At 61.9% G+C, this 16095-nt stretch carries 16 protein-coding genes and 1 tRNA gene; 9 read left to right on the top strand and 8 right to left on the bottom strand.

The annotated features are described in order from the left end of the window. Positions 1 to 143 precede the first annotated feature (143 nt). The 4 genes from HMPREF3157_RS07585 (at position 144) to HMPREF3157_RS07570 (ending at position 1846) form a co-directional block, all read left to right on the top strand. Positions 144 to 216, top strand: a tRNA-Asn gene (locus HMPREF3157_RS07585). A 79-nt stretch (positions 217 to 295) separates the two neighbouring features. Further along, on the top strand, positions 296 to 784 hold the full coding sequence (locus tag HMPREF3157_RS07580) for an OsmC family protein (RefSeq protein WP_016664481.1): 489 nt from the start codon (positions 296 to 298) through the stop codon (positions 782 to 784). Beyond that, positions 784 to 1269, top strand: a complete 486-nt coding sequence (locus HMPREF3157_RS07575) for a peptide deformylase (protein WP_016664480.1) — start codon at positions 784 to 786, stop codon at positions 1267 to 1269. Before HMPREF3157_RS07580 ends, HMPREF3157_RS07575 begins: the two co-directional genes overlap by 1 nt. 85 nt (positions 1270 to 1354) lie before the next feature. Further along, positions 1355 to 1846, top strand: coding sequence for a DUF3145 family protein (locus HMPREF3157_RS07570; protein ID WP_070436258.1), 492 nt, complete (start codon positions 1355 to 1357; stop codon positions 1844 to 1846). A 29-nt stretch (positions 1847 to 1875) separates the two neighbouring features. On the opposite strand, the gene dnaG is transcribed toward HMPREF3157_RS07570, so the two are convergent. From dnaG to HMPREF3157_RS07550, 4 genes are read right to left on the bottom strand one after another with little or no spacing between them, the layout of a single operon-like run. Beyond that, positions 1876 to 3879 (bottom strand): DNA primase, encoded by a 2004-nt coding sequence (dnaG, locus tag HMPREF3157_RS07565; protein ID WP_034373023.1) that lies wholly within the window; start codon positions 3877 to 3879, stop codon positions 1876 to 1878. A gap of 15 nt (positions 3880 to 3894) precedes the next feature. Continuing rightward, on the bottom strand, positions 3895 to 5208 hold the full coding sequence (locus tag HMPREF3157_RS07560) for a deoxyguanosinetriphosphate triphosphohydrolase (protein WP_034373020.1): 1314 nt from the start codon (positions 5206 to 5208) through the stop codon (positions 3895 to 3897). Between the two features lie 3 nt (positions 5209 to 5211). Further along, positions 5212 to 6369, bottom strand: coding sequence for a tRNA dihydrouridine synthase DusB (gene dusB / locus HMPREF3157_RS07555; protein ID WP_016664476.1), 1158 nt, complete (start codon positions 6367 to 6369; stop codon positions 5212 to 5214). Between the two features lie 16 nt (positions 6370 to 6385). Then, the gene (locus tag HMPREF3157_RS07550) at positions 6386 to 7774 is read right to left on the bottom strand and encodes a glycine--tRNA ligase (protein ID WP_070436019.1); all 1389 of its coding nucleotides are present in this window, start codon (positions 7772 to 7774) and stop codon (positions 6386 to 6388) included. Between the two features lie 142 nt (positions 7775 to 7916). Between HMPREF3157_RS07550 and HMPREF3157_RS07545 the strand changes: the two genes are divergently transcribed. Genes HMPREF3157_RS07545 through HMPREF3157_RS07525 form a run of 5 tightly spaced genes read left to right on the top strand, consistent with a single transcriptional unit; the run spans position 7917 to position 11672 of the window. After that, the gene (locus tag HMPREF3157_RS07545; protein ID WP_083288113.1) at positions 7917 to 9035 is read left to right on the top strand and encodes a metal ABC transporter substrate-binding protein; all 1119 of its coding nucleotides are present in this window, start codon (positions 7917 to 7919) and stop codon (positions 9033 to 9035) included. Positions 9036 to 9079: 44 nt separating this feature from the next. After that, positions 9080 to 9814: a metal ABC transporter ATP-binding protein gene (locus HMPREF3157_RS07540; RefSeq protein ID WP_070436018.1), complete on the top strand. Its 735-nt coding sequence runs from the start codon at positions 9080 to 9082 to the stop codon at positions 9812 to 9814. Next, positions 9811 to 10680: a metal ABC transporter permease gene (locus HMPREF3157_RS07535; RefSeq protein WP_016664472.1), complete on the top strand. Its 870-nt coding sequence runs from the start codon at positions 9811 to 9813 to the stop codon at positions 10678 to 10680. The genes HMPREF3157_RS07540 and HMPREF3157_RS07535 overlap by 4 nt, the downstream gene beginning before the upstream one ends. Further along, positions 10677 to 11093, top strand: coding sequence for a Fur family transcriptional regulator (locus tag HMPREF3157_RS07530; protein ID WP_070436017.1), 417 nt, complete (start codon positions 10677 to 10679; stop codon positions 11091 to 11093). Before HMPREF3157_RS07535 ends, HMPREF3157_RS07530 begins: the two co-directional genes overlap by 4 nt. Positions 11094 to 11108: 15 nt before the next feature. Beyond that, complete coding sequence (locus tag HMPREF3157_RS07525; protein ID WP_070436016.1) at positions 11109 to 11672, top strand: DedA family protein; 564 nt, start codon at positions 11109 to 11111, stop codon at positions 11670 to 11672. A gap of 6 nt (positions 11673 to 11678) precedes the next feature. Here the strand turns inward: HMPREF3157_RS07525 and HMPREF3157_RS07520 are convergent, their stop codons facing one another. The 4 genes from HMPREF3157_RS07520 to era form a co-directional block, all read right to left on the bottom strand. Next, positions 11679 to 12479: an isoprenyl transferase gene (locus tag HMPREF3157_RS07520; RefSeq protein WP_070436015.1), complete on the bottom strand. Its 801-nt coding sequence runs from the start codon at positions 12477 to 12479 to the stop codon at positions 11679 to 11681. Continuing rightward, complete coding sequence (gene recO, locus HMPREF3157_RS07515) at positions 12476 to 13246, bottom strand: DNA repair protein RecO (RefSeq protein WP_070436014.1); 771 nt, start codon at positions 13244 to 13246, stop codon at positions 12476 to 12478. The genes HMPREF3157_RS07520 and recO overlap by 4 nt, the downstream gene beginning before the upstream one ends. Before the next feature lie 12 nt (positions 13247 to 13258). After that, complete coding sequence (gene leuA, locus HMPREF3157_RS07510) at positions 13259 to 14971, bottom strand: 2-isopropylmalate synthase (protein WP_070436256.1); 1713 nt, start codon at positions 14969 to 14971, stop codon at positions 13259 to 13261. 177 nt (positions 14972 to 15148) lie between these two features. Beyond that, the gene (era, locus tag HMPREF3157_RS07505; protein ID WP_070436013.1) at positions 15149 to 16087 is read right to left on the bottom strand and encodes a GTPase Era; all 939 of its coding nucleotides are present in this window, start codon (positions 16085 to 16087) and stop codon (positions 15149 to 15151) included. Positions 16088 to 16095: the final 8 nt, after the last annotated feature.

The raw sequence follows: 16095 nt of genomic DNA, 5'->3' as shown, positions 1-16095 counted from the left end.
GTTCCATTATCGCCGGTTCATGCCTCGGAAGAAAAGTTGACGCGGCCCGAGCGCCATGAGCGTGGCCTTTGGCACATCTGCGCCAAATTGGGCCTCTGAATTGGCGAGATAGGCCGGGGCGCTGCTAATGTATTTCGAGTCGATCCCCCATAGCTCAATCGGCAGAGCATTCGACTGTTAATCGAAGGGTTATTGGTTCAAGTCCAATTGGGGGAGCAACAGAAGGCCCCGGGGAAACCCGGGGCCTTCACTTTTCACGGTGGCGTTGAGCCCCCAGGCCTGGAGGAAGGTATCCATGAGTGTTCACTCGCCCGAGTCATTTGAGCGGCCCGAGGATTTCGGACCGGGCAGCGTCTGGGTCGATCGAGTCGCCACTCGCCAGTACGTGGGTCACACTCAGTCGGGTGTGGAGATCCCCATTGGTCTCGAAGAAGGCCGCGTCAGCCCCGGGGAGCTTTTGAAGCTCGCTCTGATTGGGTGCGCGGGAATGTCGATGGATCATTCGGTTGCGCGGCGCCTCGGCGAGGACTTTGCGGCGCGACTTTACGCGCACGGTACGTCCGACGAAAAGGACGACCGCTACCATGAGATTGACGAGACGATTCAGCTGGATCTCTCCGGTCTTGAGGAGCGAGAGCGGGAAAAGCTCGCCGCCGTCATCGATCGCGTCATTGATGCGGCGTGCACGATTCAGCGCACTGTCGTTCCTGGGGCCGAAGTGCGCCACACGATTACCGATGCACATTCCGCTGGCGCGGCTGCATCGCACGAGGAGGAGAAGTAATGGCCAAGCGCGACATTCGCATTGTTGGCGACCCGGTTCTGCGCACCGAGTGCGATCCGATTAAGGACATCACCCCTGGCGTTCGCGGCCTTGTCGAGGATCTCCTGGAGAACGTCAACGAGGAGGGGCGCGCCGGTCTTGCCGCGAATCAAATCGGGGTGAGCTTGCGCGCGTTCTCCTGGAACATCGACGGTGAGCTCGGCTACATCCTGAATCCGGTCATCACCTACCTTTCTGAGGAAAAGCAGGGCGGTGACGAAGGCTGCCTTTCGGTTCCGGACCTGTGGTTTCCGCGCGAACGCGCCGCGAAGGCGGCGTGCGAGGGCATTGACCTTGACGGAAACAAAGTCGTGCTCGAGGGCGATGGAATTGTCGCGCGCTTGATCCAGCACGAGGTGGGTCACCTCGACGGTGCGCTTTATATCGACGGTCTCGAGAAGAGCGAGAAGAAGAAGGCGTTGCGGGCTATCCGCGCAAACCTCTAAACTGTCGTAAGGCCCGAGCTTGGCCACCGCAAGTATCAACGCGAATCGTGGGGAAGACGTTTCGATTGATACGAAAGGTAAGCCCATGGCTCGTGGAACCCTCACAATCCACTCCGTGCCGCGTGCCCTCGCACCTCATCTTGAATGGGCCGTCAGCGGAGTTCTCGGTGTGCCCGTACGCGTGAAGTGGCATCGCCACGAAAGTGATCCCTCGCAGCTACGCATGGCGATCAACTGGACCGGACCCGAAGGCCTTGGTGCACGCCTCGCGACCGCGCTGCGCGGCTGGGACAGCGTGCGCTTCGAAGTTACGCAAGAGCCGGGAGGCGGCGAAGAGGGTGCGCGGTGGATGTATACACCCTCGCTCGGCATCCATCACGCCGCGATCGATGCGGCGGGCAACGTCACGCTAACCGAAGACCGTATTCGTTTTTGCATTGCCTCTGGTGCCGGCGACGCCGCGCGCATCGAACAGGAGATCGGCAAGGCTCTTGGCGAGGCGTGGGATCGCGAGCTCGAGGCATTCCGCGTGGCCGCGAGCGGTGAGGAACCGCGCCGCCTTCACCTCGTCGGCTGACGGACCGTTTTCAAAAACTCCGCGTGCCTCTAGTCTTTGAGGGCGCGGAGTTTTTGCTGCGCCTCTTGAAGGGCATTCATGGTCGCCCGGTACTCCTCGGCGTCGCGATCGGGGGTGAGCCTACCGAGTTTGCGACGCAGCTCGGAAATGTCGTGCGTGAAGCTCAGCTGTTGCAGTCGGCGTATGAGCGCGGGCCCCAGACGGTTCAGTTGCTGCTCATCGCGCGCGGGAAGCGGGTAGGAGGCAAGGTCGCCGATGAGCGGGCGCAAGGAATCGCCTGCAATTTCCATGACCGCTTCGACAAACGCGCGCACGCTCACGTTCTTGTGCGCCGCTTCCTCGAAGAGGCCGGTCGCAATCACGCAGTCCCACACGCTCTGCAGGGTCACCGTGCGAAATGGCTCGTCGGGCAGCGCATGCACATCCTCGATACTGACGCATGAGGGCGCTTGAAGCAGGAGGGACAGTGCCTGCACTTCGGCCGTCTCGATCGGGTCGTGCGTCTGCGTTATATCTCGCAGGCGGATGGGCGACAGGAGGGGTTCGGCATCGGTGGGTGCGTGGGTGGCGTCGGAACCGCCCGCGCCGGGGCTCTCCGGGGGGTGTTCCGACGCTTGCTGCGCGATCCTGCGCTGCTCATATACCGCCTTGCCGGCGTCCTGAACCGCCCGTTGAACGGTTCGTTCGTCGAGGCCGAGCCACCCGGAGAGCCTGCGCGCGTATTCGGGGCGAAGCGCGTGATCTCTGATCTGTGCAACGACAGGGGCGGCCATTCGCAGGCCGGCGATCTGGCCTTCGGCGGTGTCGAGGTCGACGGAACGCAGCGCTGCTCGAATAGCGAACTCGAACATGGGAATGCGGGCAGCAATGACGTCTTTGAGCGCTTCCTCACCGCGCTTGACGCGAATGTCGCACGGGTCCATCCCCTGGGGATCGACGGCGACATACGTTTGGGCAACGAAGCGTTGGTCTTCGCGGAATGCTTTGAGAGCCGCGTTTTGCCCCGCTTCGTCGCCATCGAACGTGAAGATGACTTCTCCCCCGGCCCCCGCGAACGTTCCGCTACCGCTGGCAAGGCTCAGCGAGCTGAGCGCAGAAGTGTCGCCCATAATCCGGCGCACGAGGGTAACGTGCTCGGAGCCGAAGGCGGTTCCGCACGAGGCGACGGCGGTGTCAATACCGGCTGCGTGGGCTGCCATCACGTCGGTGTAGCCCTCCATGACGACCACCTGGCGTTTCGAGGAAATGTTTTTGCGCGCAAGGTCGAGACCGTAGAGAACCTGCGATTTCTTGTAGATGGGGGTCTCGGGTGTGTTGAGGTACTTCGGGCCCTTGTCGTCGTCAAAAAGGCGCCGCGCTCCAAAGCCGATCGTCTTGCCCGTCACATCCCGAATCGGCCACACGAGGCGGCCGCGGAATCGGTCGTACACGCCGCGCTGCCCCTCAGAAACAAGCCCGCTCAGTGTCAGTTCCTTTTCCGTAAATCCGCGCCCACGCAAATGCTTCGCGAGATTGTCCCAGCCCTGAGGAGCGAAGCCGATGCCAAAGTGCGCGGCGGCGCGAGGGCCGAAGTCACGTTCAGCGAGGAACCTGCGGCCGATCTCCGCCTCGGGGCTCGTCAGATGTTCACGGAAGAACGCCTCCGCGACCTCGTGCGCGGCGAGCAAACGCTGTCGGGTGCCGAAATCCGTGCGCGGCCCGGAATCGCGATCAGCGCGGGAAGAGGATTCTTCATATCGCAAATGGATACCGTAGCGCGACGCCAAGTATTCGACTGCTTCGGTGAAGCTCATGTGGTTGATTTTTTGGACGAATTCGATCACGTCTCCGCCCTCGCCGCAGCCGAAGCAGTGGTAGCGGCCGATCGCGGGACGAATGTTGAACGAGGGCGTTTTTTCGTCGTGGAAAGGGCACAGGCCCTTCATCGAACCTAGGCCCGCGCTCCTGAGGGAGACGTGCTCGGAGACGATCTCTTCGAGGTTCGCGCGCTCGCGCACAGCCACGATGTCCTCGCGTTTGATGAGGCCTTTCACGCGCACCTTCCTCGCTCAGTTAAACGGGATTTCCGGGCCGAACCCGGGAAGTGGCACATCGCCCGCCAATGCATCCGAGTAGGCGCCAGAGAAGAACTCGGAGTGCAGTCGCACTGCGGAGACATCGGTGAGCGACGCGATCTGATCCACGATAACTCGCTCGCGCTCCTGAAGCGTGTTCGCCCGCTCGTACAGCACGGTAAAGATGGGATCCAGGTGCGCCGCTCCCGTGCGGCGAAAGAGCGCAAAGAGATCCGTAAGGATCTGCTCCTGGAGGGCATACACGCCCTGCTGAGCCCTGCTCGACATGACGTATGCGGCCGCGAGACCTTTGAGAACGCAGATCTCTCGCTCGGTGTCCTCGGGAATCACGACGCTTCCTTCGAAGCGTGCGAGTGCGTGCTGCCCGTGTGCCTGACGAGTCGCCTCGACAACCGATCCCACGAAGCGACCGATGAGCTGAGAGCACATGTCCTTCAATGCCGCCGCGGAGAACGGATCGCCCGAATGCTCCCACTGCCACACCGTTTCGTTTTCGAGCCGCGTGAGGGCGACATCAAGGTCACTAATTTCGAGATGCGGGGTGTACCAGTCCTGGACAACATAGAGCGCAGCTTCGCGCTCTTGCGGGTCTTTCAGTGCGCGCAGCGTGATGGTTCCGCCCGTTATCGCGTCCTCGATATCGTGCACCGAATAGGCGATATCGTCAGCAATATCCATGACCTGTGCCTCGAGGCACTTACGGTGCTCGGGCGCGCCTTCGCGCGCCCACTCATACACGGGCAGATCATCCTCATAGACCCCGAACTTAGGCGAGTTGGGATTCGGCCCTTCACCGCGCCGCCACGGGTATTTGATCGCTGCATCGAGCGCCGCCCGCGTGAGGTTGAGGCCGTAGCTCTTTTCGCCACCAAGGACCTTCGGTTCGAGCCTCGCGAGCAGGCGAAGTGTTTGAGCGTTCCCCTCAAATCCGCCGATGTCACGCGCGAGTTCATTGAGCACCCGCTCGCCGTTGTGCCCAAACGGCGGGTGCCCCAGGTCGTGTGAGAGGCACGCGGCGTCCACGATATCGGGGTCGCAGCCGAGTTCATGGGCGATATCGCGGCCCACTTGTGCGACCTCGAGCGAGTGGGTCAGCCGGGTGCGGGAAAAATCGTTCGAGCCAGCCCCGAGCACCTGGGTCTTTGCACCGAGGCGCCTGAGCGCCGACGAGTGCAGCACTCGCGCGCGATCGCGTTGAAACGGCGTGCGTGCCTGGGACTTCGGTGGCTCCGCGAAAAAACGCTCAATGTCGCGCGAATGGTACGGGGCAGGAATGTGTGGTGGCACGTCTCAACCTCCCGAGACGGAAAGTTCCGCCTCGTGCAAACGAGCGCGGTGCTCTTCTGAGATCTCGCGCGAATCGAGCCAGCCGTCGGGCATGTGGGTGCGTTTCGGGTGCCCTGCCCGCCCGCGGGGGCCTTCAACCGGCTCACCCGGGTACGGTGCGTCCCAGTCGAGACCAGCAAGCTTCTCCTTGAGGTCCTCGAGCGATTCCATGGTCGCAAGGGCGTGCCGTGCTTTGCCACCCACCGGGTATCCCTTGAAGTACCAGCCGACATGCTTGCGCAGGTCACGCACGCCTCGGCCTTCGTCCTCAAAGAACTCGATCAGAAGTTCGGCGTGGCGAATGAGCACCTGGGCAACCTCCCCGAGTGTCGGTTTCACTCGATCAGGTTTGCCGGCGAATCCCGCGGCAAGATCGGCGAAGAGCCACGGCCGCCCCTGGCAGCCTCGGCCGACGACCACGCCGTCACACCCCGTCTGCTCGACCATACGCAAAGCGTCTTCAGCGCTCCAGATATCCCCGTTTCCGAGCACCGGAATGCTCGTGACCGCTTGCTTCAACTCCGCGATCGCGTCCCACCTAGCATGCCCCGAATAGTGCTGATTGGCCGTGCGCCCGTGGAGCGCGATCGCCGCAGCACCGGCCTCTTCCGCGATGCGTCCCGCGTCGAGATAGGTGAGGTGCGAGTCATCGACTCCCATCCGGGTCTTGACCGTCACGGGGACGTCCTCGGCGGCCTTCACGGCCTCGGTCACGATACGGGTGAACAGTTCCGTCTTCCACGGAAGCACCGCACCGCCGCCCTTGCGGGTGACCTTAGGAACGGGGCAACCGAAATTGAGGTCGATGTGGTCAACGAGATCAAGCTCGCGCAGCACGCGAATCGAAGCGGCGATGGTCGCGGGATCAACGCCGTATAGCTGAACCGAGCGAGGCGTCTCCCGCTCCCCCATCGTCACGAGACGCATTGTTTCCGGGTGGCGTTCGACGATCGCGCGGCTCGTCACCATTTCGGAGACGAAAAACCCACCGTCGTTTTCCGAGTGAAGCGCGCCGAACTCGCGGCACAGGAGACGAAACGGCATGTTCGTCACGCCCGCCATCGGGGCGAGAACCACGGGAGTGTCGCTCGTGTGAGGACCAATCGTGAGGGAACGGCTCATGCGCGAAAGCGGCTCCCTAGCATCCCGCAAGGCGCTCGGCGAGGTAGCCCTTGATCTGGGTGAGGGCTACGCGCTCTTGCGCCATGGTGTCTCGATCGCGCACGGTCACGGCCTGATCGTCGAGCGTGTCGAAGTCGACCGTGACACAGTAAGGCGTGCCAATTTCATCCTGGCGACGGTAGCGTCGACCGATCGCACCAGAGAGGTCCATCTCGATGTTCCACAGCCCGCGAAGCTCCGAGGCAAGGTTGTGCGCGGTGGGCTGAAGGTCCTCACTCTTGGATAGCGGAAGCACGGCGACCTTGACTGGCGCGATGCGCGGATCAAGTTTGAGAACGGTGCGCTTATCGACTCCGCCCTTGGTGTTGGGAGCCTCGTCTTCTTCGTAGGCGTCAATAAGGAACGCCATCATCGAACGCGTAAGGCCAAACGACGGCTCGATGACGTAGGGGGTGTAGCGTTCGCCGCTTGCCTGGTCGAAGTACTGCATCTTCGTGCCCGAAGCTTCCGTGTGGCTTGCGAGGTCGAAGTCAGTACGGTTAGCGACGCCCATGAGTTCGCCCCATTCGCTGCCCTGGAAACCAAAGCGGTACTCGAGGTCGATGGTGGCATCCGAATAGTGGGCACGCTCCTCTTCCGGAACATCAAAGCGACGGATGTTTTCGGGTTTGATACCGAGATCGAAAAACCATTTCTCGCATGCCTCGACCCACTCGTCGAAAAATTCGCCGGCACGCTCGGGCTGGGTGAAGAACTCGATCTCCATCTGTTCGAATTCGCGGGTGCGGAAAATGAAGTTGCCCGGAGTGATCTCGTTGCGGAAGGACTTGCCGACCTGGCCGATGCCGAAAGGCGGCTTCACGCGCGCAGCGGTGACGACGTTGAGGAAGTTGACGAAAATGCCCTGCGCTGTTTCGGGGCGGAGGTAGTGCAGGCCTTCCTCGTTATCGACTGCGCCGAGGTAGGTCTTCATGAGGCCTGAGAACTGCTGGGGCTCGGTGTACTCGCCCTTGGTGCCACAGTTCGGGCATGGGATTTCGCTCATGCCCTCGGCTTTACGCCCCTTGCGTTCCTCGAACTCCTCCACGAGGTGATCCTCGCGGAAGCGGTTGTGGCAGCTGCGGCATTCGATGAGCGGGTCCGTGAAGGTCTTGACGTGCCCCGAGGCCTCCCATACGCGAGTAGGCAGGATGATCGAGGAGTCGAGGCCCACCATGTCGGCGCGCGAAGTCACGAACGTGCGCCACCACTGGCGTTTAATGTTCTCCTTGAGCTCAACACCGAGGGGGCCGTAGTCCCACGCCGAACGCGTGCCGCCGTAAATATCGCCGGCGGGGAACACGAATCCGCGCTTCTTCGCGAGGGCGATGACGTTATCGAGCTTCGACGGTTGGGGCTTCGCCACGAGATCTCCTTGGAACGATGGGCACGCATGACTTGCGTGCTTTGTTCCACCCTAACCAGAAACCGCCGAAAGGTTGATCCTTCTTGCACGCGGGTAGGTGAAGATTTGCCGCACACCACAACAATCATTGATAATAGTTCTCATGAATGATTCACGCTCACTTTCAGGCATGCCTTCCCCCATTTCTCGCCGCGCGTTCACGCTCGGCGGCGGGCTTTCGCTTGCGGCAGTTCTTGCCGGGTGTGGCGGCACGTCGGGTGGTGCAAAGGGGTCCGACGCCTCCTCGGGTTCCGGCGATGTTTCGGTCATGATCACCTGCTACCCCACCCAGTACCTCGCCGAGAAGATTGGCGGAAAGCACGTCTCAATCATCAACCCGGTGAAGCCGGGCATCGACCCTCACGGCCTCGAGCTCTCGGTGCAGCAGGTTGCGCAAATGGCCGATGCTGACCTCGTGGTGCAGATCGAGCACTACCAAACAGCCGTCGACGATGCCATCAAGGCTCACAAGCCGAAGAAGCTTCTGAACCTCAACGAGTTTGTGGACATTCTGCCCGCAAGCGGTGAGGAGCACGAGCACGAACACGGCGATGAGCATGCTCACGAGCATGAACACGAACACGATCACGAGCATGAGGCGAGTGACGGCGGCGGCGAGCACGAACACGAACACGAACACGAACACGATGAGCACTCTGACGAGCATGATCACGAGCACGGTGGCCACGAACATCATCACGATCACGGCGGCATCGACCCGCACTTTTGGCAGGACCCGCACCGCATGATCAAGGCGGCAAAGGTACTCGCCGACACTCTCTCCGAGATCGACGCAGATCACGCCAAGGACTACGCGAAGAACTACGAATCGCTCGAAAAGGAGCTCACGAAACTCGACGAAGAACTCCACGAAAAGTACGACTCCGTGACGCGAGAGAAGGCTTTTATCACGAGCCACACCGCGTTCGCCTACCTCGCAAAGACCTACGACCTTCATCAAATCGGCATCGCGGGCATTGACCCTGAAAACGAGCCCTCGACCGAACGTCTGCTCGAGCTCGCTGATCTCGTCAAGAAGGAGAAGCTGACGACCGTCTTCTTCGAGACCTCGGCGACCCCCGCCGTCGCTGAGGCGCTCGCGAGCCGCACGGGCGCGAAGGCGGAGGAACTTGACAATCTTGAGACGCAGCTCGATGAGAAGGAAGATTATGCTCAGGTCATGCGAGACAACGCCGACAAACTCGTTGCTTCCTGGCAGTGAGTAGCGCCACCACTCACGACGCCGCCGCGTTTAAGGTTCGACATGTGAGCCTCAAACGCGGCGGCAACGTCGTCCTCAAGGACGTCACAGCCCGCATTAACGAGGGCGAAGTAGTCGCGATTCTCGGGCCGAACGGCTCGGGTAAGTCGACGCTACTCAAGGCCATGATCGGGGTGCTGCCCCTTTCGGGTGGAAGCGCCCAGATCCTCGGCCGCCCCTCGACCACGCGGGGTGTGCACGACGCGATCGGATACGTGCCACAAATGGCCGCGTTCAGCGGAAATATTGCGGCAAGCGCGTACGAGACGACCGCGAGCGGCCTGCTCACGAGCACGCGACTGTTCACCCGGGCGCCGAAGACCAAGGTCCAGCGTGCCCTCGAATTCGTGGGGCTCGGTGCTCTTTCGAGCCGCGCCGTCACGGAAATGTCCGGTGGTCAGCGTCAGCGCGTCATGATCGCTCGCGCTCTCGTGCGGGAGCCACGCATTCTTGTCCTCGACGAGCCCTTTACCGGGGTTGATGCCGCGACTCAAGAGAACATCTCTCAACTCATCGGCAAGCTCCACGAGCGCGGGACGACTGTCGTTGTCGTGCTCCATGATCTCGACCCGCTGCGCGACCTCATTACGCGCGCAATCGTGATGGAGGAAGGTCGAATTGTTCACGACGGCCCACTCCCCCACGACGATCTGCATGCGGATGCAAGCGAGAGCGAGGACGGAAAGCACCACGTGAACGAGACCATCGACCAGTGCCTAGGGAACGAGATTCACCCGTGAGCCCCCTCGACCTTCTTCTCTCGCCGATCGTCCGCTACCCCCTCATCATCGCGGTACTAGTGGGGCTTACAGCGCCCGTCGTGGGCACCTATCTCGTGCAAAAGCGGCTTTCGCTTCTCGGCGACGGGCTTGGCCACGTCGCGCTCACGGGTGTGGCAATCGGGTGGCTTGCTAGCTCGATCTTCCAGCTTTCCAGTAGCGATGCGCTCGCGATCCCGGGAGCGCTTGCCGCGAGTGTCATAGGTGCCGTGCTCATCGAGTACGTGCGCGAGGTCGGCCATACGAGCCGCGACACAGCCCTCGCGATCCTCTTTTACGGCGGCATCGCCGGCGGCGTCGTGATCATTCAACTTGCTGGGGGCACGTCGCAGAGCCTCATGGCATATCTCTTCGGGTCACTCGCGACGGTCACGCACTCCGATCTGTGGGTTGCGCTCGCTCTTGCACTCGTCATTCTTCTCGTCGGCGTCGGCGCGCGCCCACTTCTGTTCGCCGTCACGAGCGATGAAGAGCACGCGCGAGCGATCGGTCTTCCCGTACGTGCCGTGAACGTGTTGATCGCCATTATGGCTGCGCTCACCGTGACCCTCGCGATGAGAATCGTCGGTGCCCTGATGGTGTCCGCTCTCATGATTGTGCCGGTCGCGGCAGCGCAACAGGTCGTTCGCGGATTCACGCGCACGATGCGCGTGAGTATGCTTCTTGGCGTCGTCTGTGCCGTCAGCGGGCTTCTACTGACCGTGTACGTGGATCTTCCGCCTGGTGGCGTGATCGTGCTGATTGCGATTGGGTTCTATATCCTGGGAGTTCTCGCGCAGGCAAGTATTGGCCGCGCGAGAATCTCGCACGAACCGAAGGGCACGTGATTGTCGTGGCAAAACCACTCCGCACCACTAAACAGCGCACCGCGATTTTGGGCGCGCTCGAATCTGCACAGGGTTTCATGACGGCACAGCAGCTGCACGATCTTTTACGAGCCGACGGAGAGTCGGTGGGGCTCGCAACCGTGTACCGGAACATGCAGCCGCTCGTCGACGCTGGTCTCGTGGACGTCATCATCACCGATTCGGGCGAAGCAATCTATCGTCAGTGCACGACGGAATCACACCACCATCACCTCGTGTGCCGCACATGTGGCAAGACCATCGAGTTCCTTCCGCCCGAGCTTGAAAGGTGGGCGAATAAGGTCGCTGAGGAGAATGGCTTCACCCAGATCGAGCACACGCTCGAAATCTTTGGTCTATGCCCCGATTGCTCGGCGTCGTCCGCGGCGAAGTAGGCGTCTCCTGCTGGAATGCTCGATTGGATCAACTCCCTTCCCCTTCTTCCCGCGATCGCTTTCCTCATGGTCGTGATCTACTGCCGCGCCGGGGGCACGTATCTCCTGGGAAGATTCGCCTATAAACTCGCGGACCGCGGCCGCTTCCACGCGATCCTCACGAGCCCGCGGGTTGAAAACGCCGCAGAAAAAGTCAACAAATGGGGCGCGCCGATCGTCGCGCTCAGCTTCCTCACGATCGGCTTCCAAACGGCCGCCAACCTCGCGGCGGGAGTGACACGCATGCCACTCGCTCGTTACGTCCCGGCCCTCCTGATCGGCGGGTTTGCGTGGGCCGTTATCTACGCAACCGTAGGTCTTGCCGCATTTGCCCTGTGGTGGAGGGTGGCCCTCAGCAATCCCTACGTGGCGGTGGCGATAGCCGTGGCAGCCGTCGGACTACTGACGTACTACATCCTTCGCAAACGCGCCGAGCGAAACCGCGCCACGAGAGAGCTCGCGCACGAACGTGTCGTGACGGGCGAGCGCGCCCCGCTGCTCCCCGAAACGGAGGGCGGCAAAGCCGAGCGCGACAGCTAGCGCGCCCTATTCGCCGAACCCTTCGGACGTCGCAACCTTGTCTATCGCCCCGCCGAATCGACGGTCGCGTTTGGCGTAGTCGAGAATGGCGCGCCAGAGGGTTCGCCTATCGACGTCCGGCCACAGCTCGGGAACGAAGAGCATCTCGGCGTAGGCGGCCTCCCACAGGAGGAAGTTCGAGGTGCGTTGCTCGCCCGAGGTGCGAATGAACAAATCGACGTCGGGCATGTCGGGGTCGTAGAGGTGGGCGCGAATCGTCTTCTCGTTGACGCGCGACGGCGAAAGCTTGCCGTTCTTGACCTTTGTCACGATCTCACGGACCGCATCCGTGAGCTCCGCCTGACCGCCATAATTGACACACATATACAGCGTGAGCCCCGTGTTGTGCTTCGTGAGTTCTTCCGCTTCACGCAGCTCTTTGATCACGCTAGGCCACAGCCGTTTTGCCTGGCCGATCCACTTTATGCGCACTCCCCACGAATGGAGCGTGTCTCGCTGTCGCCGCAAGACGCTCCGCGAAAAGCCCATGAGAAAACGGACTTCGCTCGGGGAGCGCGACCAGTTTTCCGTCGAAAACGCGTAGGCGCTCAGGTGCGTCACGTTCGCCTGAATCGCCCCGGCAACAACGTCAAGAAGCGCCGCCTCGCCCGCGGCATGGCCCTCTGTGCGAGGCAAACCCCGCTTATTAGCCCAGCGTCCGTTGCCGTCCATGACGACAGCGACGTGTTTCGGGATGAAGCGTTCCTCGAGAACCGGGGCCTTCTCCCCCGAGGGGTGTTCGGGCGGGTTCACGTAGCTGGCTTTCACGCGTTCTCCTTTAGCGCCGGCGCGCTTTCGATGGATCGATCCACCAATTCTAGGGCAGCAAGCGGCCGCTCAAGGTGATAGGAAAGAATACGCGCGATGAGACGGCCCGCTTCTGCCTGCGCAGCAGGGTCGGTTGCGAGGGCCTCGTCCCAGTCTCCCGCGAGTAAAAAGATCATGTGTTCGGTCACGCTCGGTCGCGCTGCCACGGCGCCGGGGCGCCGGCATTCTCGGCACACGACGCCACCTTGGCTCACATCGAATGCCTGGTGCGGCCCTTCTGCCCCGCACACAGCGCAGTTGCGAAGCTCCGGGCGCCAACCCGCCATCGCAATGCTCCTCAGCAAAAAGGCATCAAGGACGAGCACGGGCGGCCGCCCGGAATTCACGAGCGCGTGCAGTGCCCCAACGAGCATCATGTAGTGCGCGCTCGTAGGGTCGAATCCTTCGTTCGTGAGTCTCTCCACGAGCTCGCCCATAGCCGCCGCTGCCGTGTAGCGCGCGTAGTCGCCAGCGATCTGCTCGGCGTACGCGGTGATCGTCATGACCTGCGAAACGGTATCGAGGGAGCGTCCACGATGACACTGCACGTCGACACGCTGGAAAGGCTCGAGGCGCGCGCCAAAGCGGGAGGAGGTTTTCCGCACTCCCTTCGCGACCGCGCGGATCTTCCCGTGGTTTTTCGAATAGAGCGTAACGATGCGATCGGCCTCCCCCAAGTCTTGGGTTCGAAGGACGATCGCATCGTCGCGGTACAGCCTCGATGCCACCTGCGAGCGGCCCTAAAGAATCCCCGCGCGTGCGGCACGATTGAGCGCCGAAATTAGCGCCTGAAGTGAGGCCCTGGTAATCGAGCCGTCGATACCCACGCCCCAATAGATTGACTCGCCAATCTCAGCCTCGATGTACGCTGCGGCGAGCGAGTCATCACCCTCGCTCAGAGCGTGCTCGGCGTAGTCAAGAATCCGTACCTTGACCCCGCGCGAGGCGAGCGCCTTCACAAACGCATCGAGCGGGCCGTTACCGAGGCCCTCGATCGTGCTCTCGTGATCCTCGACGCGAAGCTGCACAGCAATTCTGTCTGTCCCTTCGCCCTCAGAGTGCTGGGTGAGCCCCCTGAAGCCGTAGCGTCCCCAGCGCTTGGACGCATCGGGGTTGGGAAGGTACTCGTCGACGAACGCCTCCCACAGCTGGGCTGGAGTCACTTCACCACCGGCAGTGTCGGTGCGGCGTTGCACGATGGTCGAAAACTCGATCTGCAGGCGGCGAGGAAGATCGAGTCCGTGCTCGGTGCGCAGGAGGTACGCCATGCCACCCTTGCCGGACTGCGAATTCACCCGGATAACCGCCTCGTAGCTGCGGCCGATGTCCTTGGGATCAACGGGCAAATAGGGTACGCGCCACGTCGCCTCGCCCACCTCGACGCCCGCGCGCTGCGCATCGGTGTCCATGCGCTCAAGGCCCTTCTTGATCGCATCCTGGTGCGAGCCCGAAAAAGCGGTAAACACAAGGTCGCCGCCGTACGGGTGGCGCTCGTGGACCCCGATTTGATTGCAGTGTTCGACCGTACGGCGAATCTCCGGCACATTCGACAGGTCGAGTTGAGGGTCAACGCCCTGCGTCGCTAGATTGAGGCCGAGCGTCACGAGATCAACGTTGCCCGTTCGCTCCCCATTGCCGAACAAACACCCCTCGATGCGGTCCGCACCCGCGAGGTAGCCGAGCTCGGCCGCCGCGACCCCCGTGCCGCGGTCATTGTGGGGATGAAGCGAAAGCACGACGCTCTCGCGTGCGTGCAAATGGCGATCCATCCATTCGACGGAATCCGCGTACACATTTGGGGTCGCCATCTCGACCGTCGCCGGAAGATTGATAATGATCTTCTTCTCGGGGGTCGGTTTGATGATGTCGATGACCGCGTTGCACACGCGTGCCGCGTACTCGAGCTCCGTGCCGGTGAATGACTCGGGCGAGTATTCGTAGGTGATGTCGCAGCCATCGAGCGACTCCTCGTATTTCTTCGCGAGCAACGCCCCCTGCACGGCTATGTCGAGAACCTCGTCCTCGTTCGCGCGGAATACGACATCGCGCTGCACGATCGATGTCGAGTTGTAAAAATGCACGATTGCGCGCTTGGCGCCCTGGAGCGCCTCGTACGTGCGCTCAATCAGGTGCTCACGACACTGGACAAGCACCTGAATCGTCACGTCATCCGGAATGAGATCCTGCTCGATAAGGGTGCGGCAGAAGTCAAAGTCCGTTTGCGACGCCGAAGGAAACCCGATCTCGATCTCCTTGAATCCCATCCCCACGAGAAGGTTGAACATTCTGAGCTTCCGCTCGGTGTTCATGGGGTCGATGAGTGCCTGGTTACCATCGCGAAGATCCACCGCACACCAGCGCGGCGCACGGGTAATCACGCGGTTTGGCCACTCGCGCCCCTCAAGCGTGAAGGGAATCTGCTCGTGAAACGGGAGATACCGCTTGACTGGCATACCAGAGGGCACCTGGGGCGCATCCCCATGCTGGCCGAGAACTGGCGTGCGCGGATCTTCGGTTGCGGCAACAATACGAGCGTCTCGGTTCATGGCCGTCACCTTACACCTGGGGCAAGCAATGCGAGAGCGGCAACCGTCGGACACTCGAAATGTGAGACGGAGCCGATCCAAAAACTAGAAGCCCAGGCGACCGAGCTGCTTGGGGTCCCGCTGCCAATCCTTGGCGACCTTCACCCGAATATCGAGATGGACCGGGCGACCCATAAGATCCCTGATGCCACGACGCGCCCGCGTACCGACCTGCTTGAGACGCTTACCGCCCCTGCCGATCACGATTCCCTTTTGGGAGTCGCGTTCAACGAAGAGCGAAACGCGCACCACGAGCCGGCCTTCGCCGGGCGCCACCTCCGCGAACGGATCACCGTCGAGCGACTCCTCCACGATCTCCTCGACCACAACGGCGAGGGAGTGCGGCAGTTCATCGCGCACGCCCTCGAGCGCAGCCTCGCGCACGAGCTCCGCGATACGGTCGCTCACGCTCTCTTCGGTGAGTTGATCATCCGGATAGAGCGCTGGGCCCTCGGGAAGATGCGAGGCAATGACATCCATGAGCACGTCGATCTGCTCACCCTCGAGCGCGGAGATGGGCACGATGTCTTCAGCATTGACAAAACGCTCAACCTCCATGAGGTGAGCGGCGAGCTCGTCTCGGCTCACGAGATCCACCCTCGTCACGATCGCCACGATCGCCGGGCTCCGACGGTTGCCACGCAACTGTCGAAGGTCCTCGGCGATAAAGCGATCGCCAGGCCCGATCTTCTGGTCAGCCGGAAGGCAAAAGCCCACGACATCAACCTCGGCCAGGGTTTCGCGCACGAGATCGTTGAGGCGCTTACCAAGAAGGGTGCGGGGGCGATGGACGCCCGGGGTATCGACGATGATGATCTGGTCGTGTTCGCGGCTGACGATCCCTCGAATGGCTCGCCTCGTCGTTTGAGGTTTCGAGCTCGTAATCGCGACCTTGTCCCCCACCATCGCATTCGTGAGCGTCGATTTGCCGACGTTGGGCCTGCCGACGAGAGCGACGAAGCCACTTCGATGCACGGTTTCCACTTTTGCTC

It is taken from the genome of Dermabacter sp. HMSC06F07 (assembly GCF_001807345.1).
Classification (GTDB): Bacteria; Actinomycetota; Actinomycetes; order Actinomycetales; family Dermabacteraceae; genus Dermabacter; species Dermabacter hominis.
This window is presented reverse-complemented; position numbering and strand designations above follow the sequence as displayed.

Coding starts and splice junctions, on each gene's coding strand:
- HMPREF3157_RS07580 (WP_016664481.1), top strand. CDS start 296: ATGAGTGTTCACTCGCCCGAGTCATTTGAGCGGCCCGAGGATTTCGGA.
- HMPREF3157_RS07575 (WP_016664480.1), top strand. CDS start 784: ATGGCCAAGCGCGACATTCGCATTGTTGGCGACCCGGTTCTGCGCACC.
- HMPREF3157_RS07570 (WP_070436258.1), top strand. CDS start 1,355: ATGGCTCGTGGAACCCTCACAATCCACTCCGTGCCGCGTGCCCTCGCA.
- dusB (WP_016664476.1), bottom strand. CDS start 6,369: ATGAGCCGTTCCCTCACGATTGGTCCTCACACGAGCGACACTCCCGTG.
- HMPREF3157_RS07545 (WP_083288113.1), top strand. CDS start 7,917: ATGAATGATTCACGCTCACTTTCAGGCATGCCTTCCCCCATTTCTCGC.
- HMPREF3157_RS07525 (WP_070436016.1), top strand. CDS start 11,109: ATGCTCGATTGGATCAACTCCCTTCCCCTTCTTCCCGCGATCGCTTTC.
- leuA (WP_070436256.1), bottom strand. CDS start 14,971: ATGCCAGTCAAGCGGTATCTCCCGTTTCACGAGCAGATTCCCTTCACG.